Genomic DNA, 22,978 nt, shown 5'->3' with positions numbered 1-22,978 from the left:
GATTGGGAAATCTATCATGTATTTTTATATTAACAGTAATACATTAAAAAGGTTCTGAAAAATTAAGTGCCTCTACTGAAACTTAGTAAAAAGCAAAATCACACCTAACACACATAAAATTGAACCAATCACCCTATTAATCTGTACTTGCTTGGCTAACATTTTTTGTCTCAGTAGCATGGATGAGAACAGTACAGCCACAAGTGAAAACCATACAAAATGGGCAAATGACATAAAAAAGCCATAAGCCAAAAGAATGGTTTTAGGCGTAGTTAAGCTCACAATTTGCGTATAGGTACTAATCACAAATAGCGTGGTTTTTGGGTTCAGGGCGTTGGTAAAAAAACCGTATTTTATCGCTTGCAAAGTACCTATAGAATTTAAAGCAGCAGAGTCTAAAACAGGTTTCTGAGTAAAAGTTTTATAGCCAATATAGATCAGGTAAAGTGCGCCAATATACTTAACAATATTCAAAATTTGCGGCGTATAAGTCATCACAAAGGCAACGGCGACTAACGTATAAGTCACATGCACCAACACACCAAGCGATATTCCAAGTGAAGTAAACACACCTATTTTTCGACCGTACAAGTAACTATTTTTAGTCACAATCGCGAAGTCTGCTCCGGGGCTAACCACCGCCAAAATCGTAATTAAAATAACCGCAATAAACTCTGCCATTATCTTGTACCCTCACTGAAAATGAGGGGAATGCTCTGTACTTTTTGGAATGTATTTGAGAGGGGAGCTGTTTTGCTTAAAGCTATTATTCTTTTCGTGAGAAAGATTGGGGCTTTACATTTATGAAGATAGATATTTAAAATATTTTTCATCATCTAAAATAGGTTTTAATAAAGATGATTTTTATTTTGAACAGAAACCTAAAAATAAAAATCGATAAAAACGACAACATAACTATGAGTTTTTGGAATGATCGAAAGAATATCGCTGAATTCACTAAAATTTTTCTATTTTGTAGCGAAGTATGGCAGCGTAACTTTAGCTGCAAAGAAATTATTTTTGACGCAAAGTGCGGTCAGTAAACAGATTTATAATTTAGAAGAAGCTTTAAATACGTCTTTATTCGACCGAAAAAATAAAACGCTTGTGATGACTAAGCAGGGCGAAATTTTATTGAGTTGTTGCCATCAGGTGTTTGGTCAACTCGATGAATGTTTAATAGAGCTTAGCCAACCCAAAACCGAAAACAAGCAACTGGTTTTGTCCTGTGAACCGACTCTTTCTATGAAATGGCTCATTCCGCGGTTATCAAAATTTAAAAAGCTCGGGCATGATTTTGAGGTTGTGCTACTCACAGCAGGCGGCTTGGTCGATTTTGAAAAAGATAATATTGATATTGCGATACGTCGAAATGACTTTGATTGGGGGGAGCATATCTATAGCGAAAAAATTGCCGATGAATATATCGCTCTAGTTCAAGCAACCAACCCATCGGAAACCAACGATGTACTCATTTCGACTTCTAGACCAAATTTTTTCAAAAACATGAGCCGCATTGCTGAGTTAAAGCAGAGTTTAAAAGGCTACTCCAAAGTTGAACTTGAACATTTTTACCTATGTTTAGAAGGTTGTTTAGCGGGACTCGGCGCGACAGTCATCTCAATTTATATGATCGAAAAAGAGCTTGAATGGAACTTACTGCAAAAAAATTCACCAGTCGTTCAAGATGGTTCAGCCTATTTTCTACTTTCTCATCGTGCTTTTGAGGAAGATCCACGCAAAACCCTATTTTTAGAATGGCTAAAAGCAGAGATGAATGAGAGTCAACATAAATTGCTCTAGACTTATCTGTTTTATTTAAAGAAAAATGATTTAATTAACTGAAAATAATCATAAATTCTAAATTTTCAGGCACAATAAAGCGAGTGCTGTATATTGAATTTCTGCCGTCTAAAATTCCCTAAGATGAAAAATATTTAACTTTATACTTATTTATAAAACCCTAAACATGAATTTCACTCAGTTTTGAATGAGACTAAATCATTTTTATTCATGTTGTGATTGCGGTATAAATCTATCCATGCTCTGAAGCGCTCCAGTTATTCACTTTGATAAGACCATAAGGCACAAAACTGATAAGGCTGGAAAGTTCAAAAAGAGCAAAAAGATTTTTTAGGTTTATCTCAGAAATTAGGGTACTGATCACAATGAGTAAAGAATTTACATTTACGATTAAGAGTATTTGTTTCGATGAGAACTATCGTCCAGCAGACAATACGCGTATTACAACCAACTTTGCTAACTTGGCGAGAGGGATGAGCCGCGAAGAAAATTTGCGCAACACCTTACGGATGATCGACAATCGTTTCAATGCCTTAGCTCATTGGGACAACCCTAAGGGCGACCGCTATGGCGTTGAACTTGAAATCATTTCAGTTGAAATGAATATTGATGCGGAAAATCGTACCAGCGGGCTTCCTCTCATCGAAATATTGAAAACCAATATTGTTGATAAAAAGACCAATGAACGCATCGAAGGTATTGTAGGTAACAACTTCTCGTCTTATGTACGTGACTATGACTTTAGTGTGCTGTTGTTAGATCACAACAAAAACAAGTCTACGTTTAGCACGCCAGAAAAGTTTGGTGAATTGCACGGCAACTTGTTTAAGAGCTTTATTAACTCTGAGACTTATAAAGCCAACTTTAAAAAGGCACCAGTCATTTGCCTAAGCGTTTCAACAAGTAAGGTGTATCACCGTACTGAAAACGAACATCCTGTTTTGGGTGTTGAATACAAGCAAGAAGACTATTCATTAACTGATGAATATTTCCAAAAAATGGGCTTAAAAGTTCGCTATTTCATGCCGCCGCATAGCGTTGCGCCGTTAGCGTTCTACTTTACTGGCGATTTGTTGAGTGATTACACCAACCTTGAGTTGATTAGTACCATTAGTACGATGGAAACCTTCCAAAAGATTTATCGTCCTGAAATTTACAATGCAAATTCAGTGGCTGGAAAGTCTTATCAACCAAGCTTGAAGCACCAAGATTATTCACTTACTCGAATTGTGTATGACCGTGAAGAACGTAGCCGTCTGGCTATAGAGCAGGGGAAGTTTGTTGAAGAGCAATTTATCAAACCATACCAAGCGATTCTTGAGCAGTGGTCTGCGAATTACGCTCCTAATTAATCAACATATAGGTCATTTATTATGAAAAAGTTATTACCGACTTCAACTGCTGGCAGCTTACCAAAACCGTCTTGGCTTGCAGAACCTGAAAAGCTTTGGTCGCCGTGGAAACTCGAAAACGAAGGCTTAATTGAAGGTAAAAAAGACGCGTTACGTTTAGCACTTCACGAACAAAAACTTGCGGGCATTGATATTGTTAGCGATGGCGAACAAACCCGCCAACACTTTGTGACTACGTTTATTGAGCACTTGAATGGCGTAGATTTTGAGAAGCGCGAAACAGTTCGTATTCGTGACCGTTACGACGCAAGCGTACCGTCTGTGGTAGGTGCGGTGTCTCGTCAAAAGCCTGTGTTTGTTGAAGATGCAAAGTTTTTACGTCAGCAAACTGATCAGCCAATTAAATGGGCGTTACCTGGCCCAATGACCATGATTGATACGCTTTATGATGGTCACTACAAGAGCCGTGAAAAGCTTGCTTGGGAATTTGCCAAAATCTTGAACCAAGAAGCGAAAGAGTTAGAAGCTGCTGGTGTAGATATTATCCAGTTTGATGAACCTGCATTTAACGTATTCTTTGACGAAGTAAATGACTGGGGTATTGCGACTTTAGAACGTGCAATTGAAGGCCTAAAATGTGAAACTGCGGTGCACATTTGCTATGGTTACGGTATTAAAGCCAATACTGACTGGAAAAAGACACTCGGTTCAGAATGGCGCCAGTACGAAGAAGCTTTCCCGAAACTTCAAACTTCTAACATTGATATCATCTCGTTAGAATGTCACAACTCTCGTGTGCCAATCGACTTACTTGAACTCATTCGTGGTAAAAAAGTCATGGTGGGTGCAATTGATGTTGCAACGAACCAGATTGAAACACCGGAAGAAGTTGCCAATACACTACGTAAAGCGCTTCAGTTTGTAGACTCAGACAAGCTTTACCCGTGCACAAACTGTGGTATGGCGCCTCTTTCTCGTGAAGTGGCACGCGGCAAGCTAAATGCCTTAAGTGCAGGTGCAGAAATCGTTCGCCGAGAACTTACGGGTTATGATCTTACTGCTTAATATTTACCAATAAGTGGTATAAAGGGTTACTTTTTTGATGGTGGTTGATAATCAAACAAGTAACCCTCATTTTACTTACTACATGTCGCTCTAATCAGATCGCATGTCGATAGTACCTTCCTGATAGAGTTGGGCGGTATAGCAAACACACAGGACAAGGTACGGTTCAATTTAGGAATAATGTCATGGTTCAAGCAACAGACTTTAGAAATGCAATGTCTTTACTCACAAGTGCGGTTAGTGTTGTGACCACGGCAGGCATGTCTGGCCGTTTTGGATTTACTGCCTCTGCTGTTTGTAGTGTGACTGACACACCGCCGACATTATTGGTCTGTATGAACCAAGCTGCGAGTTCACATGCACATTTCCTAGATAATAAAATCTTAACCGTGAATGTGTTAGGCGCGCACCACGAACATATTTCAAAAGCTTTTTCATCTAAGCTCACACCAGAAGAACGCTTTAAACATGGCGAATGGATTGAGTTAGAAACAGGCGCACCTGTGTTGGAAGATGCTTTGGTGAGCTTCGATTGTGAGATTGAGCAAATTCAACAAGTCGGCACACACACGATTTTTATATGTCCGATTGTGGCGATTAAACAAAGCCAACATGACCAAAGTTTGGTTTATTTTAACCGTGCTTATCACCAAGTGGGGCAGACAGAGACTGTCTAATCCTACTTATCATTTCGTTATTTCATATTAAAAGTCTCATTAAGAAATCAATAAGCACGGATCGCTTCTGTTTAATTTTAAAAATACAATTAAATATAATATCTTAAATAAAAATTAAGTTAATCTAATGAAAAACAATAAGAAATTTAATCACTTGTCATTAAAGCCACATTGACACATCTCAACTCTCAGATTATGCTTTGCGTGCTGGCCACATTGCCAGCCGGCTTTGACAGGCTGATCTTTGAGAACATTGAAAAAACTCGTTTTTTTGATGTAGACCCACTCGTCTCCCTTTTTGTAGCGGTAGGACGGAAGGGGGACGTCTTTGTGCGTGCTGGGTTCTCGAAGCCAGTCTGTCAACCCTCTTTCGTTCTGCCACCATAATTCCAAATGAATGCTTTGGCAGAACTCCCAAAATTAGGAGTTGGCTATGCACATCCATCATTTCTTGGCCTCGAGCGCCAAAAGCTATAACGACACCACTTAATTCATCTTTAAACAGTTTGGAGGCTTAACCGCTTTTCAGACTTTAAGTCATTACGGCTAAAAACTTATATCAACAATAAAACTTGAGATGTGCCAAGCACCGTCTTACGGCTTTGCTGTGCCTTTTTTTCTCCCAGAAAGGGCACAGGCTTTTTATCTCATTTAGAAACAACAAGAATTTATAACGGTAAAACTATGCCAACTTTAGAAATATCTTCCAAAAAATTACAGGTTGTTCAAACTGCCATCCAACTCTTTACTACGCATGGATTTCATAATGCAGGCGTAGACCTGATTATCAAAGAAGCCAAAATACCGAAAGCCACATTTTACAACTACTTCCATTCCAAAGAACGCCTAATTGAAATGTGCATCGCCTTTCAAAAAAGCCTACTCAAAGAAGAAGTGCTCTCGATTATTTACTCAAGCCGTTACTACACCCAAAAAGATAAACTCAAAGAAATTATTGTTTTACATACCAACTTAAACAGTCTGTACCATTTGCTGCTTAAAGCAGTTTTTGAAATAAAACGGTTGTATCCGCAGGCCTACCGTATGGCAGTTGAATACCGAAAATGGCTACATCGGGAACTTTTTGACCTGATTTTTAGCTGTGAAACTCGTGCTTTTAATTTTGATGCAGACATGGTTTTAAACCTGATCGATGGTTTGCTACTACAGGTTTTAAGCTCAAATAGTGTGGATGAACGGGATGTGGTGTTGGAGAGGTTTTGGGGGAGATAAGTGAGTAAAAGTTTTTAAAAAAAACTTATACTGATCCTAAATTTTTATTATTTATATTAAAAATTTAATTTTTAAGGGAATGATACATCGTTATCATACCCTTAAAAATAAGAAATTTTATAATTTTTTAGCTTCATATACATAATTATTATTTAAAATGTATTCAGCTCTTTCCATTAGGTTTACTGATTTCACGCTTTTATTATATTTTAAAAATTTATAAGAAAAGTATCTTGCTACTTTATTTTCATGAGTAGATAGAATAATTTGCTTCTTAGAGAAATCATTACGTAAAACTTCAACTAGTGAGGACATGTTTACATCATCCATTGTTTGTACTGGATCATCGATGAGAATTGTAGAAAATTTTGTAGAGTAAACTCGATGTAAGGCTAAAGTTAAAGAAATTACTACAGCTGATATTTGTCCGGAACTCATTGTATTCAATATATCATGATCACTTTGCCAGTTTGAAACTAGACGTATATTTTTGAGTTCATCCTCACTAGTCGGATCTTTAATTGCTGGATCCTTAATAAATACACCATACCCTAAACCTGCTTGATGAGTTTGTAATATTTTTCCAGAATAAATATAAAAAGGTATTTCAATTTCTGTTATTAATTTTTGTCTATATAACCTGATTTTTTTTCGTATAGTTATAATTAAATTGTTTATATCATGATAGGCTATATTCAGATAACTAAGTTGTTTATTTAGACTTTCTATCTTCTCTTTAACTTCTGCTAGAGAATTAAAGTACAAGTTATGTATATAATTCTGTTTTTGATCAATTAAACTAGAATTTATTAAATTTAAATTTTTGTATGTGTTGTTGAAGTAATCTCGATAAACTCGATTAAATACATCAGAGCCATTAGATTCTGAATATCCTTCAGGAGGGGTTCCAATTGCAGATAAAATACGTAAAATTAATTCATTAGTTGCTTCTTCTAAATTATAAATATCATTCCGTATCGGAAAAACTTTAGCTATTAAATCTTGATATTCAAATTTTTGGCTCTCTAACCATCCATCTATTCTATCAAGGAAATCTTTATAATTTAGTGCCTTAGATAGAGATTGTAAATCTTCTTGAGAAATATCTATAGTTTTTTCTAAAAAATCTTTACATGCATGTATAAGAGGTAAAAGATGAATATTATTAAATTCTTCTTTTAATTGGGATAAAAACTTTTCTTTATCAGTTAGTTCTAATTCAATTACAAGCTTTTGTTGAGCTATAGCATTTACTAAGGCATCGTGATTTTGATGGTTATGACCACATAGTAAACAAGATGATTCATTTGGTAAACTTTGTAGCTTTGAAGACATTTCATTATGATATTGAAGAAGTTCAGTATAAACAGAACTTAGACCATGATTTTTTGCTTCTTGATTAATAAGAAATTGAAGTGAATTTTGAAAGGAAGAATAATTTTTTAAACCTAATAAATCAAAAATGTTTTCAAGGTTAGTTATTGTTTGTATCAATTTATAATCTTTATTATTTAATATATTATAAGTGCCTTTGATAAACTGATAATTCTTCTCTTCATTGATATAAAAATTATATTTATCAATAAATTGGTAATATCCAAGATAGAGCTTGAGTTGTTCGCGCTGTTGAGTAACACTTTCGAAACTACGATTTTTGATAAAAAAATCTTGATATTTAATTAGATTTCTTATGTGAGAAATTTCTTCTAAAGAGTTATTGAGCCTTTCGTGATTGAAATCTTTAATAGAAGGCATATCCCAAAAAGGGGTTTTATCAACTTCGGTAAGCCATGGGAATAGAAAGAAGTGTTGTTCAGAGTTTTCTGGTGTCGAATTTAAATCATTAATTTTATAAAGTTCATTAATATTATTTATTTGTGTTTCTATTTTACTTTTTTCAGTGCTTATCTTATTTTGAATATCTTTTAATTTATTTAGTTTTTCATCAGCTTCTAATGTATTACCAAAAAGCTGTGCTAATTCCTCAGCTCTTTTTACTTCATTTTTAGTTTTAAGAAATTGAGAGGTTTCTTCTTGTTGAACATAGTGAAAAAGTAGAAAATCTCTAGCAAGATCCTGACTACCTAAATATTCCTCTAATTTATCTTGAGAAGATTCAATTAATTTTCCATCTATTATTTCGAATAATTCCCATAACTCAGCAAACTTAGATATTTTTTTTAAGGCTTTGGGTGGATTATTTTTGAGCTTTCTTTGAAAAGTTTTTATTTGATAATTTTGATCTATTAGTTCGATTGTAATCTCAACATTTTCATTCCCTTTATGTGCGACTACCACATCTGTAGGAACTTGTCTGTTCTCAACAGAAATTAAACGAGAAATATTTCCTGTAAGACTTAATTCAATAGCATCAAATACGGATGTTTTGCCATAGCCATTTGGTCCATCTAAAAGGATAAGATTGTTATGATCTAAATTTATTGTATAAGGATCATTTCCAAAAATTTTAAAATTCTTGAATGTAATTTTTTTTAACTGGATCATGTTAAGTTCCCCCATATTTTTTCAATATTTTGATAAATATTATTTTCATTCCAATCTATTTCAGGTTCCATTAAATTTTTAAAAATCACAGATTCTCTGTCTTCGAGAGTTTTTTCAATCTCCAAACTCAAATTTATTAATTCTTTCTTTTGAGGGATATAGGTAATAAATGGTAATTTGAGTGCTATTTTTAAAATAAGAGAGTAATAGTTTTTGATATTATTATGATTCTTTTTGAAATTCAAAAAAAGTTGTCCATTCTGACTATTAATAATTTCGCTAATAGTTAGATTAGAAATTTGTTTAATATTATTTTCTTCTAAATACTTTTTTAAATCACTTAATTCAGAAGGGAAATACGTAATGACATTTTTTTTGAAATTATATGGATCCTCTTCTAGAGTGAATATTGTTTCCCTATTTATACGGGTTTCATCGTGACAAATAAATAAAGTACAATTTTTTATAAAATATGACTCAACTTTTCCAGAGTTTCTTATAGTTTCGAATAACTCCTCAGCTGAATTTTCTAATAACTCTTTTGCGAGTTCATCTGATTCGTTATTTAGTTGAATGGTAACGAAATATTCTTCTTTTGCATGTTCTGTTCTAGGACAAAAAAGAAAAATATTATGTTTATCATCGGGTAATTGTATATCGACTAACTCATATCCATTGTTTAATAGAATATTATTAATAATTTTAATCATTTAACTAATTTATCCTTGGCATTGGTTAAAGGAATAAGATGGATAATATTTAAGGGTTCATTTCGCTTAGATCTAAGATCTAAATCTTGAGAAACTGGAGCTTCAGTATGCCTTGATGCTATTGCTGAAATAGGATGTATGATATTCCCATGGTAAATAAGATTCTCAACTTCATACAAAATTTCAATAATGCTTGGATTTAAACTAATTTGTCTCTCAATTTGTGTAATTCGGCGAAAAGAGTTAGTAATAGTTGTTGGTAAATAATATTGATAGGGTGGAGTAGTGTTGCGATAAAGTAATTTATATTTTTGGGGTTTGTGAATTGCTAAATTGAAATCAATTTCATGGAAAATGCGTATAAGCATGTAACGAATTCCATCAGAATTAGTCTCAAATGCATCATCAATATTATTATTCTGTAGATTAATTTGTGGGGAAAAATGACGGTAATGTTCCCAAAGCTCGTAAGGTGTAAGACTTAATAGTATTTTGCGGATCTCTTGTAAATTACAATGGAATCCTGGTTCTGGTGACTGATAATCTTCATCAGGATCTTCCATATAGTGATCAATATAAAAGAAAAAACGTTCTTTAAATTTATAAGCTATATATTCTTTGCTTACATTCTCATGATCTATATTAAGGATATTAATTATCTCAGTAAATTCTATTGGAGCCTTTGTTAGGCTTTTTTTATGTTCATGGCGATAAATAATATATTTATCCATCATGCCTAAAAAGTGCAAAAAAGCTTTATCTAATTGGTTTTCAGTTGTAGGTATACCTCTTTGTTTTAAGGCTAAAGATAGCTGTTTTTTAATCTTTTCATTAATTGTATTAATATCACAAAATAAATTTTTATCCTCATATTCATATGCAGAAATTCTAGATAAAGCATCATTTTGTTCAGTCGAAATAGATTGTAAAAGTTGAGCTATTTCTTCTGCTGATTTACTTTTAAAAGCATTTCTAATAATTAAAGTAGTTTTAGAACAACCTTGCACATTAGATGCTGCTTTATGGATAGTAGAATTTGCTTCAGTTGAGAGACGGTATTCTTTTAGAATACCGTCTATATCACTTTTTATTGATGATTTTAAATCGTAACAACCTGATTTATAATTTATTTCTTTCCATGTGTGAATTTTACCTATTACATTTAAATTCTTTGAAAGCTCTAAAGTTATTTCTAAAAGTGCATCAGAATATTTACTATAATTAGATTCATTATATGCTTTTACTTGGTGAAAAGAGATAGGGGCTTTATCAATGACAATTTCAAAGTCTTCATTATCTTCAAGCATTAAATTATAGTTAGAGAAATCTTTTTCTACTGATTCTGAATTAATACATTTTAAAGCATAGTAAAGAGCTACTTTGCCTTGATAATTGAAACCACTCCAAGATGGGGATGCATCAAAAGCCATTTAAAAACTCCAATACACAGAAAAATTGCGGTAAAGTGTTTGTAAATTTCTGTGTTAATTTTTTGAATTTATGTTAATGGGTTTTACCATTTTTTAACTTTTAATTCTAGTCTCTTTTTTGGTAATTTAATGAAATATATAAAATATGTTATTCAGATAAAAAAGATGTAATATCAATAGGATCTATATTTAAAAAATATTAATATTTACTTATGGAATAGCTTTAATCATCCCTATGATAGCTAAATTAGAGGACTCAAAATTAGTGAAAGAAATTAAGCTGAAAGAGATACGTGATCAATGTATAGCTTTACAAAAAGCGATGGATGCTTCAAGAAAATCGAAGGTAGATGATGTCTGGTTGCATTCAAGTTTTAAAACTTTTATGCGTAAATATAATGAGATATTAGCGAAAGCTCAGGAAGTAATTAATATTAGAGCTCCCGTAGACGTGTATAATTTAGAAAAAGTTCCTTCAGCTTTTGATACCGTCACGATTGAACAAAGAATTTATTTTGATGAAGTCTATACTAATCTTTTAATTTTAAAAGCATTTGTTGAAACTACGGGTGGTTTGGATGAAGTTGAAGCAGATAATATTCTTAATTTTTTAAAAGCAAATCTTCGAAAAGCTATTTACGATACTCCACAAAATGAAAAAACTATCCAAAATGGTATCGAAAGCTTATTAATTGGTAAGGGAAAGCAAAAAGGGATTGATTATGATCGAGAGACTGGGCGAGTTAAAGTGGCGGGAAAAGAATCTATACCAGATTTTGTTTTCAAAAACCAAAGTATGGTTTTAGAGGTTAAAATCTGTAATCGATCAGGAAAATTAGCAGAAATAATTGATGAGATGAATGCCGATATAGTTGCTTATAGCAGTGGATATGAATTTATTTATTTTCTAATTTATGACCTTGGTTATATAAGGGATGAAGATGAAATTATAAAAGGATTAGAAATATCAGATAATATTAAATGTTTTATTGTGAAACATTAATATCTAATATAATAAATTTAAAAGGCTTAAGAAGATTATTAATATAATAATTTAAGCCTAACTAAATTTTATAAAAATTAATGAAAGATTTAGAAAAATGATCTTCTGACTACGAAAATTAAAAAATTATTCTCAGCCTCTATAAAGAACTTTCATACTCCACATACCCATCTTCAATTGCAGGAATAATCTCTACAAACTCAAAGTAGGGCACTGTACAAAACTCAGAGTCTCGAATCACATCAATCACAACAGATATTCTTGTAGCTCTTTTTCAATCGTCTCGCTAATCAACGTTGAATAGTCACTATCCTTAGTATCTAAATGACGCATTAACCACACATCTTGTTTTAAAGTTTGCGCAGGTAGTATGGGTACTAAACCAGAAGCCTGTGCAACAAAACAAGGCAGGGCTGTAACTCCTTGTCCTTCAATGACTGCTCGTAGTTGCGAGTGCATGTTATCAAAAGTTAAAGCAGGGGCTGCATCTTGGGTGAGTTCACGCATCCATTGTGCTAAGAACGTATATTGAAGGCTTCTGTCCCAACCGATTATACGATGATTCACTAAATCGTCAGCCGTTTCAGCATGTTCTGTGAAACTGGCGAGATAATCTTTACTGCAATAAAGTCCATATTCTAGTTGGCCAAGGCGTCGAATAATGTAACGCCCGCTTTCTGGACGAACAAGTCGAAGAATAAGGTCAGCTTCCCGTCGGGAAAAATCAACAGGAACGACACTCGTTGACATCTCTAATTGTAAATCTGGATGCTTTAGCTGCAATGCAGTTAGCTTTGACTGAAGCAACTGCTGCCCAATTAACTCAGGTAAAGCAATGCGGAACAATGATTGTTGACCTTGATCATTGTAACGTTCCATCGCTATCAAATGCTCTTCTGCTTTTTCAGCCAAAGAAAAAAAATGTTTTCCAACGTGGGTGAGTGTATATCCATCACTGTCTCGGGAAAAAAGAACCGCATTGAGGCTTTTCTCCAGTTCAACGGCTCTGCGATGTACGGTAGAAACACTAATACCAAGCAATTTTGCACTGCGGCCACCAGTTCGCCCAATAGCTAACAAAATTTTAGTATCGTCCCAGTTCATACCTTTCCATATTTAGAAAATGCGTTTGCAATAAAAACTATAGTATCCCCGATGTTTAGATTTATACAATTCAAACAATCACTACAAGAACTCAAAACTCATTATATGAGACGACTATAAACGTTTTTGAGCGGTGATATGTCTTGCTGCAATTAAATAAGATTTTCTGGTTATGGCAGGAGCTATTTCTGAGATCACAATATTAACAACAGAGGAATTCTGCCATGACGACCATTTATGTAGTTGATGCATTTACTACCCAACCAAATACAGGAAATCGAGCAGGAGTTGTGCTAGATGCTGACCATCTTACAACTCAAGAAATGCAAGATATTGCTGCATTCGCAGGGTATTCAGAAACTGCCTTTGTTTTGTCACCTAAAGATCAAAGCCATGACATACATGTTCGATATTTTACCCCTACACATGAAGTCCCAATCTGTGGACATGCCACAATCGCCACTCATTTTTTACGTGCAACTACAGGCCACCAATCCGACTATCCATTAATCGCAAAAACAGGAGCAGGTCATTTACCCGTTTCAATATTTGGAAGTCCAGAAGCGTTATTGGTGAAAATGACTCAAGGTCGCGTAGAGTTTTTATCATCTTTTAATGCGAATCAAATGGCTGAACTCGCAAGCGCATTGGGTGTAAGTGTGAATGATTTTGCTGACTTACCCATACAAGTTGTCACGACGGGGCATTCCAAGGTGATGGTGCCAATGTTGAGCAGAAATAAGCTCGATGAATTAATTCCAAACAATGAAAAATTGAAAGCTATTAGTGCTGAAATCGGTTGCAATGGTTTTTTCCCATTCGTCTTGGAAGGGAGTAGGCAAGAACCTATTACTTATGGTCGAATGTTTGCACCCGCAATCGGTATAAATGAAGATCCGGTAACTGGTAATGCAAATGGTCCAGCGGGGGCGTACCTTGTTCATTACGATTTAATCGAATGTGACCAGAAAGTAAGTTATTGGGGATATCAAGGCTTCGCAATAGAAAAACCGGGGCGGGTTTTAGTGACAGTTGAGAAAACAGATTCAATATTACACGTTAGCATTGCAGGCCAAGCAGTTTTAGTTGGCTCAGTTTTGTATTCTGGAAAAGATTGATGATCTTTGAGAAATTATGGCATCTTGCGTATTCCAAAGAATTTCTTCTCTTTACGTAAGTCCATCATCTCAGATATCCATTTAAGATGTGATTGCTTTAAGTAAAGGAATGATTAACGCGGCAGGTATAGCAGGGGAAAGTGATTTAAAAAATTTACAGCAGCGAGTTGAAAAAGCTGTATTTGGTTATTTAGATCTATCATAAATATTATCAATTTATGGATCTGTAGATATGAGAAAAGGGTTGTTAGTAACACCCTTTTTTCTAAGTGAAATACATTATAGTTTACTGAAACTGTTCTAAAGCCTCTTTCGCGGGTTTATATCCATTATGGGCAGCTTTTTTGAACCAAAATTTTGCTTTTTCATAATCTGAGTAAACATTAGCATACATATAGGCTAGATTGTTTTGAGCTTCAGGTACACCTTTCTCAGCTAGTTGTATATATAGCTCTAAAGCTTTTTCATTATCTTGTTTAACTAAGTTACCATCTGAATAAATATTTGCTAAGTTATATTGAGCTTCAGAAAGATTTTGTATTGCAGCTTTTTCATATAATTCTAAAGCTAAATTAATATCTTTTTGTACACCATCTCCTGAAAGATAAGCATTTGCTAGATTATATTGAGCTTTAGCATAACCTTGATTAGCAGATAGTTTATAAAACTCTAAGGCTTTAGATCTATTTTTGTTTACATAATAGCCATTATCATACATAAGCCCCATATTGTATTGAGCTTCTGGAAAATTATTTTTAGCAGCTTTCTCATACCAATAGTAAGCTTTTTCTTCATTTTTCGACGTACCAATTCCTTTGGAGTACATTCCTGCTAAATCATTTTGTGCAATAGGTAAGCCTTGTTCAGCCGCCATTTGGAAATAAGAAAAAGCTTTTTGATAATCTTGTGGAACATTTTTTCCTAAGAAGTATTTACTACCTTGTTCGTATAGTTTACTTGACTCACTTTGGTTATTATTTTGTGGTGAAAGTGATTTTGAGCAGCCTATAATATTTAAGGTACACAAACTTATGACGCTAAAAATTATTAAATACTTTATATGCATAATGTATCTCTTATAAGCTAATCTGGTTCAATTTAATACTAATAATTATAAAAAATCCGACATAGAGTCGGATTTTTTATAGTCTCAAATTACTTTGAGTAAGAACGCTTCAACTTACCAGCTTAACGCACCACCAGTTTGGTAGTCAGTTACGCGAGTTTCAAAGAAGTTCTTCTCTTTACGTAAGTCCATCATCTCCGACATCCACGCGAATGGGTTAGTTACACCAACAAATTGCTCTGGTAAACCTAACTGAGATAAACGACGGTTACAGATGAATTTCAAATATTCTTCCATCATGCTTGCGTTCATACCCAATACACCGCGTGGCATTGTGTCACGTGCGTATTCGATTTCAAGCATCGTACCTTCAAGAATCATTTGAATCACTTCTTGTTGGAACTCGGCAGTCCAAAGGTGAGGGTTCTCAATCTTGATTTGGTTAATCATGTCGATACCAAAGTTCAAGTGCATAGACTCATCACGCAAGATGTATTGGAACTGCTCAGCAACACCATTCATCTTGTTACGGCGACCCATACTCAAAATTTGAGTAAAGCCACAGTAGAAGAAGATCCCTTCAAGAACACAGTAGAACGCGATCAAGTTACGAAGTAAACGTTGGTCGTTTTCAGGCGTACCTGTGTGGAAAGTAGGATCACTTAACGATTGAGTGTACTTCAAGCCCCAAGCTGCTTTACGCGCAACCGATGGAATCTCGCGGTACATGTTGAAGACTTCGCCTTCATCCATACCTAAAGATTCGATACAGTATTGGTAAGCGTGAGTGTGAATTGCTTCTTCAAACGCTTGACGCAAAATGTACTGACGGCATTCAGGGTTCGTGATGTGACGGTAAATTGCCAATACGAGGTTGTTCGCAACCAAAGAGTCCGCAGTCGAGAAGAAACCTAAAGAACGCATAACGATCGTACGCTCATCTTCAGTTAAGCCATTTTCAGACTTCCAAAGTGCGATATCGTGGTTCATGTTCACTTCTTGAGGCATCCAGTGGTTTGCACAACCATCTAGATATTTTTGCCAAGCCCACTCATATTTAAATGGAACAAGCTGGTTCAAGTCGGCGCGACAGTTAATCATGGCTTTGTCGTCAACCTGAACGCGTTGCGCGCCCATTTCTAACTCTTCAAGGCCAGGAGCAACATCCAAATGTTCTAAGGCTTCAGATGCTCGAGCCATTGAATCGGTTGGATTTGTTGATCGCACGGAATGGGTTCCAGTGGATTGTGGAGCTGCCACGCTCTGCGATGATGGCTGCGCAGCAGATACATTCTGCGAATCAGGCGTTTTTTCCGGGTTGACGGGCGCAGACTTGTGTTCAGGTGCAGCCGGTTTTTGCGAATCATCTTCAAAATCGTCCCAACTAAGGATAGACATTGTTGTTCTCTCTTCGTTGTATATATCTATGTTCGACATCTCTAAACGAAGATGTCACTACTATACGCTCATAATGTGTAAACAAAATTAAGTTTTATTGATGTATGACCAAATTTTGGGCCTTTGGTCCATTATCCCTACAACTTATTTTGCTTACGCTGTTGTTTACGGATTTTAAAAAAGGCGTAAACCATAGGCGTATAAAAGAAAATAAAGGCAAAGATTAAGATTCCAACACCAAGCATATAGTTATGGCTGAGATGAAAAAACATAATCTTTACCTCGTTTAAAGTTGCTCTTTTTGTTAAAGAGCAACTTTATTGAATGTTATTGGCAAGCTTCGCAATCTGGGTTGTCGATTGAACAAGCCATAGGAACCGGAGCTGCTTGAGTAAAGCCGTCTTCTTCAACTGCTTCAGGCTTCTTCGCTTCTACGACTGGAGCTGCCGCAGGTGCTGCTGCTTCTACAGTTGCAGGTTTAACCGCGTTTAACGCACCTGTGTTAATTGTAGATTTTTCAGCAGATGTTGCGCCTAACGCACGGAGGTAATAAGTCGTCTTAAGACCACGTAACCATGCCATCTTATAAGTGATGTCAAGTTTCTTACCGTTTGCACCAGAGATGTAAAGGTTAAGAGACTGTGCTTGATCAATCCATTTTTGACGGCGTGATGCAGCATCAACAATCCAGCGTGGCTCAACTTCAAACGCAGTTGCAAAGATTGCTTTTAATTCTTCAGGAATACGAGCAATTTTTTGTACTGAACCTTCAAAGTGTTTGAGGTCATTAACCATCACTGTGTCCCAAAGACCACGTTCTTTTAATGCGCGAACAAGGTAAGGGTTAATCACAGTGAACTCACCAGACAAGTTAGATTTCACATATAAGTTTTGGAATGTTGGCTCAATAGACTGAGAAACACCACAAATGTTCGAAATGGTTGCAGTTGGAGCAATCGCCATTACGTTTGAGTTACGCATACCGTCTTTTTGAACTTTGGCACGTAAACTGTCCCAATCTAAACGTTGAGTACGGTCAACTTCAAACATGCGTTCTGGACGAGATTTCGCAACAATTTCTAAAGAGTCGATTGGAAGGATACCTTGATCCCACAATGAACCTTTAAATGTTGAGTAAGCACCACGTTCAACAGCCAAGTCACTTGAAGTTTGGATTGCATAGTAGCTAATCACTTCCATTGACTCATCAGCAAAGTTCACAGCTTCATCAGAACCGTAAGCCATACCCATTTCGTAAAGTGCATCTTGGAAGCCCATGATACCCATACCAACAGGGCGGTGTTTCAAGTTAGAGTTCTTCGCTTGTGGTACAGCGTAGTAGTTAATGTCGATAACGTTATCGAGCATACGAACTGCTGTTTTAACAGTACGCGCTAACTTCTCACGGTCTAATACGCCACCTTTAACGTGTTGAACAAGGTTGATCGAACCTAAGTTACATACCGCAATTTCGTCTTGGTTGGTGTTTAACGTAATTTCAGTACATAGGTTAGATGAGTGAACTACGCCAACGTGTTGTTGTGGTGAACGTAAGTTACAAACATCTTTAAACGTGATCCAAGGGTGACCAGTTTCGAACAACATAGAAAGCATTTTGCGCCATAAGTCTTTCGCACGTACTTTCTTGTGCAACATGTTCTGTTCTTTTGCAACAGACTCATAGTATGCATAGCGTTCAGCAAACTCAGCACCAGTTAAATCGTGTAGGTCTGGAGTTTCAGACGGAGTGAATAGTGTCCATTCGCCATCTTCAAACACACGTTGCATAAATAGGTCAGGAACCCAGTTTGCAGTGTTCATGTCGTGAGTACGACGACGGTCATCACCCGTGTTTTTACGAAGTTCTAAGAATTCTTCGATGTCTAAGTGCCAAGTTTCTAAGTACGCACATACCGCACCTTTACGCTTACCACCTTGGTTTACCGCAACGGCTGTATCATTCGCAACTTTAAGGAACGGAACAACACCCTGAGATTTACCGTTTGTACCTTTAATATAAGAGTTCAAGGCACGTACAGGTGTCCAGTCGTTACCTAAACCACCTGCCCATTTAGAGAGCATCGCGTTGTCACGCATTGCACCATAAATGTCATAAAGGTCATCACCAATCGTTGTTAAGTAACAACTTGAAAGCTGTGGACGTAATGTACCTGAGTTAAACAGGGTAGGCGTAGATGCCATATAGTCAAAGCTAGACAACAAGTTATAGAACTCGATTGCACGCTCTTCTTTGTCTTGCTCATTAAGTGCAAGACCCATTGACACACGCATGAAGAATAATTGTGGTAATTCAAAGCGAACGCCATTTGAATGGATGAAGTAACGGTCAAATAGAGTCTGTAAACCTAAATAGGTAAACTGGTTAGAACGTTCCGGTTGAATTGCCGCTGCTAGTTTTTCTAGATCGAACTTAAGCAAGTCCGGTGAAAGCAAATCAAGCTCTACACCTTTTTTCAAGAATGCTTCAAGTGCATTGTTTTCAGCTGTATCGGCTGGTAAACCTAAGAATGCTAAGCCAGTGCTGACCAACTCATCACGAAGCAAACGTGCAGTTACGTATGTATAGTTAGGTTCTTGTTCAATACGTGTACGTGTTGCCATCATCATGGTGGTAGCAATATCGCTTTCTTTTACGCCGTTATATAAGTTTTTAACGGTTTCATCGATAATTGCTTGAACATCAATACCTTCTAAGCCTTCAGCAGCTCGATTTACAGTTGCTTGCAGTGCACTTAAATCAAGTGGTTGAAGTTGACCGTTTGCATCGGTAACTTGCAAGGTAGGGTGATGATTAGAATTTGTGTCTTTACGGGCACTTGCGCGTTGATCGCGATAGATAACGTAAGCACGAGCGACTTTGTGCTCCCCAGTACGCATCAGTGCAAGTTCAACTTGATCTTGAATCTCTTCAATATGAATGGTACCGCCAGAAGGTAAACGGCGAGTGAAAGTGTTCAGTACCATTTCCGTCAGTTGGGTAATACGGTCGTGAATACGGCTCGAATCCGCACTTTGTTGACCTTCCACAGCAAGAAAAGCTTTACCAATCGCAACAGAAATTTTCTCTGCATCAAATGCAGCAACATCTCCGGTGCGTTTAATCACCTGAATTTGACCGGGAGTCGAAGTAATTACGCTCATGCCAGCATAGCTCCATTGTCACTTTTGTTATGTTCATAGACCGTTTGAACCGAGCAAAAAACATGCCACGATATTTGAGGGATAAACACAAGACTTAGTAGTTAAAGTTTATTTTCAACACAAGATACGGGATTTTTTACGGTAGATCAATCTTGACTTTTTAGTAATTTTTTATCTGTATGATTTGTCGGGAGATAGCATACCAAAGCTGTGAAAAAACACTTATAGATAACTTTGTGGATAACTCAAAAAACAAACACTTGAGTGAATTTAAATTTAGTGAAGAAATAATTTGTTTAATATTCATACATAGGAAATATGAATAGATTATGACATTTAAGAACAATAAACAGATAATAAAAATACCTGAAAATTCAAAGATTAATAAAATGCAACAAAACATGGTTGTCATGTATCAGTTTGGTGAACGCCTACTTGTTTACAATGTAAACGTGTGTATATTGCAAATGATAAACGAATGTATCTGCAAGATTTTTAAGATACATGTAATGAGATTTATAGGGGCAATGATATGAGCCAAGAAGAAAAGTTACCAAAGATTCTGATCGTTGAAGACGACGAGCGTTTAGCGCGATTAACTCAAGAATATTTAATCCGTAATGGTTTGGAAGTTGGTGTAGAAACCGATGGTAACCGTGCAATTCGTCGTATTATTAGTGAGCAACCGGATCTTGTGGTCTTGGATGTCATGTTGCCGGGTGCAGATGGTTTAACCGTTTGTCGTGAAGTTCGCCCACACTATCATCAACCAATCTTAATGTTGACTGCACGTACTGAAGATATGGATCAGGTACTTGGTCTGGAAATGGGTGCAGACGATTATGTCGCGAAACCAGTTCAACCACGTGTATTATTAGCGCGTATTCGTGCTTTGTTACGCCGTACGGATAAAACTGTTGAAGATGAAGTTGCTCAACGTATTGAGTTTGACGACCTCGTCATCGACAATGGTGGCCGTTCGGTAACGTTGAACGGTGAGCTTGTTGACTTTACAAGTGCTGAATATGACTTGTTATGGTTGCTTGCATCAAACGCTGGTCGTATTTTATCGCGTGAAGATATCTTCGAACGTTTACGTGGTATCGAATACGATGGTCAAGACCGTTCAATTGACGTACGTATTTCACGTATTCGTCCAAAAATTGGCGATGATCCTGAAAATCCAAAACGTATTAAAACTGTACGTAGTAAAGGTTACTTGTTTGTTAAAGAAACCAATGGATTGTAAAATCTGATTAAACTTCCTATAAGGTTGGTCGAGTGTTTAAACACAGTATATTCCTGCGAATATATGCGGGGCTGGTAATTCTTGTTGTTTTGGTGGCTGTTTTTGGGTATTTACTGGTACAAATTATCAACTACCAACGCGCACAAGAATACCGAGAATCTTTAACTGATGGTATTTCTTATGTCATTAGTGAAGGAGTCGCTCGACAACCTGGGAAGCAGCAAAAAATAGATTGGATTTCTGACGCATCTGATTTGCTCGAACTTCCAATTTATTATACCGATGCAAGTAAGGTTGAGCTGTCTCGTACCGAGAAAAAGCGGATCGAAGCACAAAAATCTGTAGTTCGTTACGATGCAAGCAATAGCATTGCATATGTCATTATTGGCTTGCGTGACGACCCACAACATTACCTATCTATAAAAGTCGACAAAATCACTGAACGCCAAATGAAGGCTCTTCCTATTTTTGTGCTCGACTATTTAATGTTTTATCCGGGGCAGGAACAAGAATATCTTGCCAAGATTGAAAAGCATTTCTCATATCCGATCAATATTCAAAACATCCAAGATGTAAATCTGGACTCTGAACAGATTGGACGTTTGCGCCAAGACCAAAGTGTCATGTTGTACAAAGATAGTGCAACAGTGCGCGGTACAACCATTTCGATTGTGTCTCCAATACCGAATCATCCTGCGCAGGTGTTAGTGCTGGGTCCGGTTCCAATGTTTAACTGGATGCCTTTACAGCTTTCGGCGGGTATTACTTTATTTAGCTTGTTTTTATTAAGTCTAGGCGTTTACGGTTTGATTTTGCCGTTAGAGCGCAAAATCCGACAGGTGCGTTATGCATTAAACCGTATGAAATCGGGTGATTTGTCACTGCGTGTTCCTATTGAAGGAAGCGACGAAATGGCAAACTTGGCTTCAAGTTATAACAATATGTCTGACCATATTCAGCGTTTGATTGAGGCTCAACGTGAGTTAATGAGAGCAGTATCTCATGAGCTGAGAACGCCTGTAGCACGTATTCGCTTTGGTACAGAAATGTTAGCCGAAGAAGATGATTACAATCATCGTATGCATCAGGTCGACATGATTGATAAAGATATTGAAGCACTCAATACCTTAATTGATGAAATTATGACTTATGCAAAACTAGAGCAGGGTACACCTTCATTAGACTTTGCAGAAATTGTACTTTTTGAAGTGTTGGATCAGGTTGCAGTTGAAACTGAGGCTTTAAAAACACAGAAAGAAATTGAACTTATTCCACCGCCTTTATATGTGAAAGTAGATGCAGAGCGTCGTTACCTTCACCGTGTCGTGCAAAATCTGGTAGGTAATGCAGTCCGTTATTGTGATAACAAAGTTCGGATTACGGGCGGTATTCATAGTGATGGGCTTTTGTCTGTGTCGAAGACGACGGACCGGGTATTCCTGAGCAAGACCGCAAACGTGTATTCGAAGCCTTTGCCCGTTTAGATGACAGTCGTACACGTGCATCTGGTGGTTATGGCTTAGGTCTTTCCATTGTAAGTCGTATTGCTTACTGGTTTGGTGGGGAAATTAAGGTAGATGAAAGTCCAAGTTTGGGAGGCGCACGCTTTATTATGACTTGGCCAGCACATCGCTTTAAACAACCGCCATTAAAGACCAATAAAAAAGCACCTGCATAAGGTGCTTTTTTATTGGTTTATTTATAATTGAGTTGCATCAGGTTCCAAAATAGGTTTGCCGCTTCTCAGGCTATTGAGTGCATCTGTATTAAAGTCAATCAAGAGCGAATTATTTTTAGCATCAATTTGATATTTTTGAATAAGAGGCTGATCCCCATTCAAAGTCTCAACTCTATATGAGTCTGCAATATGTAAAATGCCTTCTAGGTTTGTTGTGGTTGATGCGAAATCTTGCCTGAAAATTTCATAGACATCTCGCAAGTCAAAAATGGCATTATCTGCATCTGGGTGTTTATGAATATAGCTTTCTATATGTCGCACCAGTAATTGTGCAAACAAGTAATAGTCTGGTTTATGCGTATATTCTAGATTCATGCATTTTTCTCCTTATTATCTGTTATTAGCATACATGGCAAAACAGAAGA

19 protein-coding genes and 3 pseudogenes are annotated in these 22,978 nt (G+C 36.4%); 11 read left to right on the top strand and 11 right to left on the bottom strand.

Annotated elements, in window-relative coordinates; all coding sequences use genetic code 11:
- Nucleotides 1-72: 72 nt before the first annotated feature.
- Nucleotides 73-681 (bottom strand): LysE family translocator, encoded by a 609-nt coding sequence (locus tag C1642_RS10670; RefSeq protein ID WP_103236304.1) that lies wholly within the window; start codon nucleotides 679-681, stop codon nucleotides 73-75.
- Between the two features lie 249 nt (nucleotides 682-930).
- Between C1642_RS10670 and C1642_RS10665 the strand changes: the two genes are divergently transcribed.
- The 5 genes from C1642_RS10665 to C1642_RS10640 all read left to right on the top strand — a co-directional run bounded on the left by C1642_RS10665 (nucleotide 931) and on the right by C1642_RS10640 (nucleotide 6,130).
- Nucleotides 931-1,803: a LysR family transcriptional regulator gene (locus C1642_RS10665; protein ID WP_103236303.1), complete on the top strand. Its 873-nt coding sequence runs from the start codon at nucleotides 931-933 to the stop codon at nucleotides 1,801-1,803.
- Nucleotides 1,804-2,168: 365 nt separating this feature from the next.
- Nucleotides 2,169-3,155, top strand: coding sequence for a DUF1852 domain-containing protein (locus C1642_RS10660; protein WP_000031355.1), 987 nt, complete (start codon nucleotides 2,169-2,171; stop codon nucleotides 3,153-3,155).
- Between the two features lie 21 nt (nucleotides 3,156-3,176).
- Nucleotides 3,177-4,220, top strand: a complete 1,044-nt coding sequence (locus C1642_RS10655; RefSeq protein ID WP_000735351.1) for a methionine synthase — start codon at nucleotides 3,177-3,179, stop codon at nucleotides 4,218-4,220.
- 185 nt (nucleotides 4,221-4,405) lie between these two features.
- Nucleotides 4,406-4,897, top strand: coding sequence for a flavin reductase (locus C1642_RS10650; RefSeq protein ID WP_000249482.1), 492 nt, complete (start codon nucleotides 4,406-4,408; stop codon nucleotides 4,895-4,897).
- 684 nt (nucleotides 4,898-5,581) lie between these two features.
- A complete protein-coding gene (locus C1642_RS10640; RefSeq protein WP_213064275.1) occupies nucleotides 5,582-6,130 on the top strand; it encodes a TetR/AcrR family transcriptional regulator in 549 nt (182 codons plus the stop codon).
- Nucleotides 6,131-6,247: 117 nt separating this feature from the next.
- On the opposite strand, the gene C1642_RS10635 is transcribed toward C1642_RS10640, so the two are convergent.
- Genes C1642_RS10635 through C1642_RS10625 form a run of 3 tightly spaced genes read right to left on the bottom strand, consistent with a single transcriptional unit; the run spans nucleotide 6,248 to nucleotide 10,775 of the window.
- The gene (locus tag C1642_RS10635) at nucleotides 6,248-8,635 is read right to left on the bottom strand and encodes an AAA family ATPase (protein ID WP_103236312.1); all 2,388 of its coding nucleotides are present in this window, start codon (nucleotides 8,633-8,635) and stop codon (nucleotides 6,248-6,250) included.
- The gene (locus tag C1642_RS10630) at nucleotides 8,632-9,345 is read right to left on the bottom strand and encodes an ABC-three component system middle component 1 (RefSeq protein ID WP_004748208.1); all 714 of its coding nucleotides are present in this window, start codon (nucleotides 9,343-9,345) and stop codon (nucleotides 8,632-8,634) included. The genes C1642_RS10635 and C1642_RS10630 overlap by 4 nt, the downstream gene beginning before the upstream one ends.
- Entirely contained in the window at nucleotides 9,342-10,775 is a 1,434-nt protein-coding gene (locus tag C1642_RS10625; protein ID WP_004748207.1) for an ABC-three component system protein, read from the bottom strand. The genes C1642_RS10630 and C1642_RS10625 overlap by 4 nt, the downstream gene beginning before the upstream one ends.
- A 265-nt stretch (nucleotides 10,776-11,040) precedes the next feature.
- On the opposite strand from C1642_RS10625, the gene C1642_RS10620 reads away from it, so the two are divergent.
- Entirely contained in the window at nucleotides 11,041-11,778 is a 738-nt protein-coding gene (locus C1642_RS10620) for a hypothetical protein (protein WP_133246537.1), read from the top strand.
- Nucleotides 11,779-11,917: 139 nt separating this feature from the next.
- Here C1642_RS10620 and C1642_RS20135 read toward each other — a convergent pair.
- Together C1642_RS20135 and C1642_RS10615 are read right to left on the bottom strand one after the other, a co-directional pair.
- A pseudogene (locus C1642_RS20135) lies at nucleotides 11,918-12,028 on the bottom strand (Darcynin 1); the annotation flags it as partial.
- Nucleotides 12,025-12,882, bottom strand: a complete 858-nt coding sequence (locus C1642_RS10615) for a LysR family transcriptional regulator (RefSeq protein WP_103236300.1) — start codon at nucleotides 12,880-12,882, stop codon at nucleotides 12,025-12,027. The gene C1642_RS10615 and the pseudogene C1642_RS20135, both read right to left, overlap by 4 nt.
- Nucleotides 12,883-13,106: 224 nt before the next feature.
- Between C1642_RS10615 and C1642_RS10610 the strand changes: the two genes are divergently transcribed.
- Nucleotides 13,107-14,000, top strand: a complete 894-nt coding sequence (locus C1642_RS10610) for a PhzF family isomerase (RefSeq protein WP_103236299.1) — start codon at nucleotides 13,107-13,109, stop codon at nucleotides 13,998-14,000.
- 85 nt (nucleotides 14,001-14,085) lie between these two features.
- Nucleotides 14,086-14,205, top strand: a pseudogene (locus C1642_RS19030) (TetR/AcrR family transcriptional regulator); the annotation flags it as partial.
- A gap of 81 nt (nucleotides 14,206-14,286) precedes the next feature.
- On the opposite strand, the gene C1642_RS10605 reads toward C1642_RS19030, so the two are convergent.
- The 4 genes from C1642_RS10605 to C1642_RS10590 form a co-directional block, all read right to left on the bottom strand.
- Nucleotides 14,287-15,066, bottom strand: coding sequence for a tetratricopeptide repeat protein (locus C1642_RS10605; RefSeq protein WP_005129537.1), 780 nt, complete (start codon nucleotides 15,064-15,066; stop codon nucleotides 14,287-14,289).
- Between the two features lie 114 nt (nucleotides 15,067-15,180).
- Complete coding sequence (locus C1642_RS10600; protein WP_000025828.1) at nucleotides 15,181-16,464, bottom strand: ribonucleotide-diphosphate reductase subunit beta; 1,284 nt, start codon at nucleotides 16,462-16,464, stop codon at nucleotides 15,181-15,183.
- Nucleotides 16,465-16,601: 137 nt separating this feature from the next.
- Nucleotides 16,602-16,736, bottom strand: a complete 135-nt coding sequence (locus tag C1642_RS10595) for a hypothetical protein (RefSeq protein WP_000465010.1) — start codon at nucleotides 16,734-16,736, stop codon at nucleotides 16,602-16,604.
- Between the two features lie 55 nt (nucleotides 16,737-16,791).
- Nucleotides 16,792-19,626: a ribonucleoside-diphosphate reductase subunit alpha gene (locus C1642_RS10590; RefSeq protein WP_000111540.1), complete on the bottom strand. Its 2,835-nt coding sequence runs from the start codon at nucleotides 19,624-19,626 to the stop codon at nucleotides 16,792-16,794.
- 329 nt (nucleotides 19,627-19,955) lie between these two features.
- Here C1642_RS10590 and C1642_RS10585 point away from each other — a divergent pair, with 329 nt between their 5' ends.
- The 3 genes and pseudogenes from C1642_RS10585 (at nucleotide 19,956) to bfmS (ending at nucleotide 22,553) form a co-directional block, all read left to right on the top strand.
- Nucleotides 19,956-20,162: a hypothetical protein gene (locus tag C1642_RS10585; protein ID WP_000143214.1), complete on the top strand. Its 207-nt coding sequence runs from the start codon at nucleotides 19,956-19,958 to the stop codon at nucleotides 20,160-20,162.
- Nucleotides 20,159-20,875: a response regulator transcription factor BfmR gene (gene bfmR, locus C1642_RS10580; RefSeq protein WP_000076440.1), complete on the top strand. Its 717-nt coding sequence runs from the start codon at nucleotides 20,159-20,161 to the stop codon at nucleotides 20,873-20,875. Before C1642_RS10585 ends, bfmR begins: the two co-directional genes overlap by 4 nt.
- A 32-nt stretch (nucleotides 20,876-20,907) precedes the next feature.
- A pseudogene (gene bfmS, locus C1642_RS10575) lies at nucleotides 20,908-22,553 on the top strand (sensor histidine kinase BfmS).
- A gap of 21 nt (nucleotides 22,554-22,574) precedes the next feature.
- On the opposite strand, the gene C1642_RS10570 reads toward bfmS, so the two are convergent.
- Nucleotides 22,575-22,928: a hypothetical protein gene (locus tag C1642_RS10570; protein WP_001047855.1), complete on the bottom strand. Its 354-nt coding sequence runs from the start codon at nucleotides 22,926-22,928 to the stop codon at nucleotides 22,575-22,577.
- Nucleotides 22,929-22,978: the final 50 nt, after the last annotated feature.

The sequence above is a fragment of the Acinetobacter sp. AKBS16 genome, from assembly GCF_002899995.1.
Lineage (GTDB): Bacteria > Pseudomonadota > Gammaproteobacteria > Pseudomonadales > Moraxellaceae > Acinetobacter > Acinetobacter baumannii.
The sequence above is the reverse complement of the archived record's forward strand: the minus strand, read 5'-3'. Positions and strand labels throughout refer to the sequence as shown.

Coding starts and splice junctions, on each gene's coding strand:
- C1642_RS10670 (WP_103236304.1), bottom strand. CDS start 681: ATGGCAGAGTTTATTGCGGTTATTTTAATTACGATTTTGGCGGTGGTT.
- C1642_RS10665 (WP_103236303.1), top strand. CDS start 931: ATGATCGAAAGAATATCGCTGAATTCACTAAAATTTTTCTATTTTGTA.
- C1642_RS10660 (WP_000031355.1), top strand. CDS start 2,169: ATGAGTAAAGAATTTACATTTACGATTAAGAGTATTTGTTTCGATGAG.
- C1642_RS10655 (WP_000735351.1), top strand. CDS start 3,177: ATGAAAAAGTTATTACCGACTTCAACTGCTGGCAGCTTACCAAAACCG.
- C1642_RS10650 (WP_000249482.1), top strand. CDS start 4,406: ATGGTTCAAGCAACAGACTTTAGAAATGCAATGTCTTTACTCACAAGT.
- C1642_RS10640 (WP_213064275.1), top strand. CDS start 5,582: ATGCCAACTTTAGAAATATCTTCCAAAAAATTACAGGTTGTTCAAACT.
- C1642_RS10635 (WP_103236312.1), bottom strand. CDS start 8,635: ATGATCCAGTTAAAAAAAATTACATTCAAGAATTTTAAAATTTTTGGA.
- C1642_RS10630 (WP_004748208.1), bottom strand. CDS start 9,345: ATGATTAAAATTATTAATAATATTCTATTAAACAATGGATATGAGTTA.
- C1642_RS10625 (WP_004748207.1), bottom strand. CDS start 10,775: ATGGCTTTTGATGCATCCCCATCTTGGAGTGGTTTCAATTATCAAGGC.
- C1642_RS10615 (WP_103236300.1), bottom strand. CDS start 12,882: ATGAACTGGGACGATACTAAAATTTTGTTAGCTATTGGGCGAACTGGT.
- C1642_RS10610 (WP_103236299.1), top strand. CDS start 13,107: ATGACGACCATTTATGTAGTTGATGCATTTACTACCCAACCAAATACA.
- C1642_RS10605 (WP_005129537.1), bottom strand. CDS start 15,066: ATGCATATAAAGTATTTAATAATTTTTAGCGTCATAAGTTTGTGTACC.
- C1642_RS10600 (WP_000025828.1), bottom strand. CDS start 16,464: ATGTCTATCCTTAGTTGGGACGATTTTGAAGATGATTCGCAAAAACCG.
- C1642_RS10595 (WP_000465010.1), bottom strand. CDS start 16,736: ATGTTTTTTCATCTCAGCCATAACTATATGCTTGGTGTTGGAATCTTA.
- C1642_RS10590 (WP_000111540.1), bottom strand. CDS start 19,626: ATGAGCGTAATTACTTCGACTCCCGGTCAAATTCAGGTGATTAAACGC.
- C1642_RS10585 (WP_000143214.1), top strand. CDS start 19,956: ATGACATTTAAGAACAATAAACAGATAATAAAAATACCTGAAAATTCA.
- bfmR (WP_000076440.1), top strand. CDS start 20,159: ATGAGCCAAGAAGAAAAGTTACCAAAGATTCTGATCGTTGAAGACGAC.
- C1642_RS10570 (WP_001047855.1), bottom strand. CDS start 22,928: ATGAATCTAGAATATACGCATAAACCAGACTATTACTTGTTTGCACAA.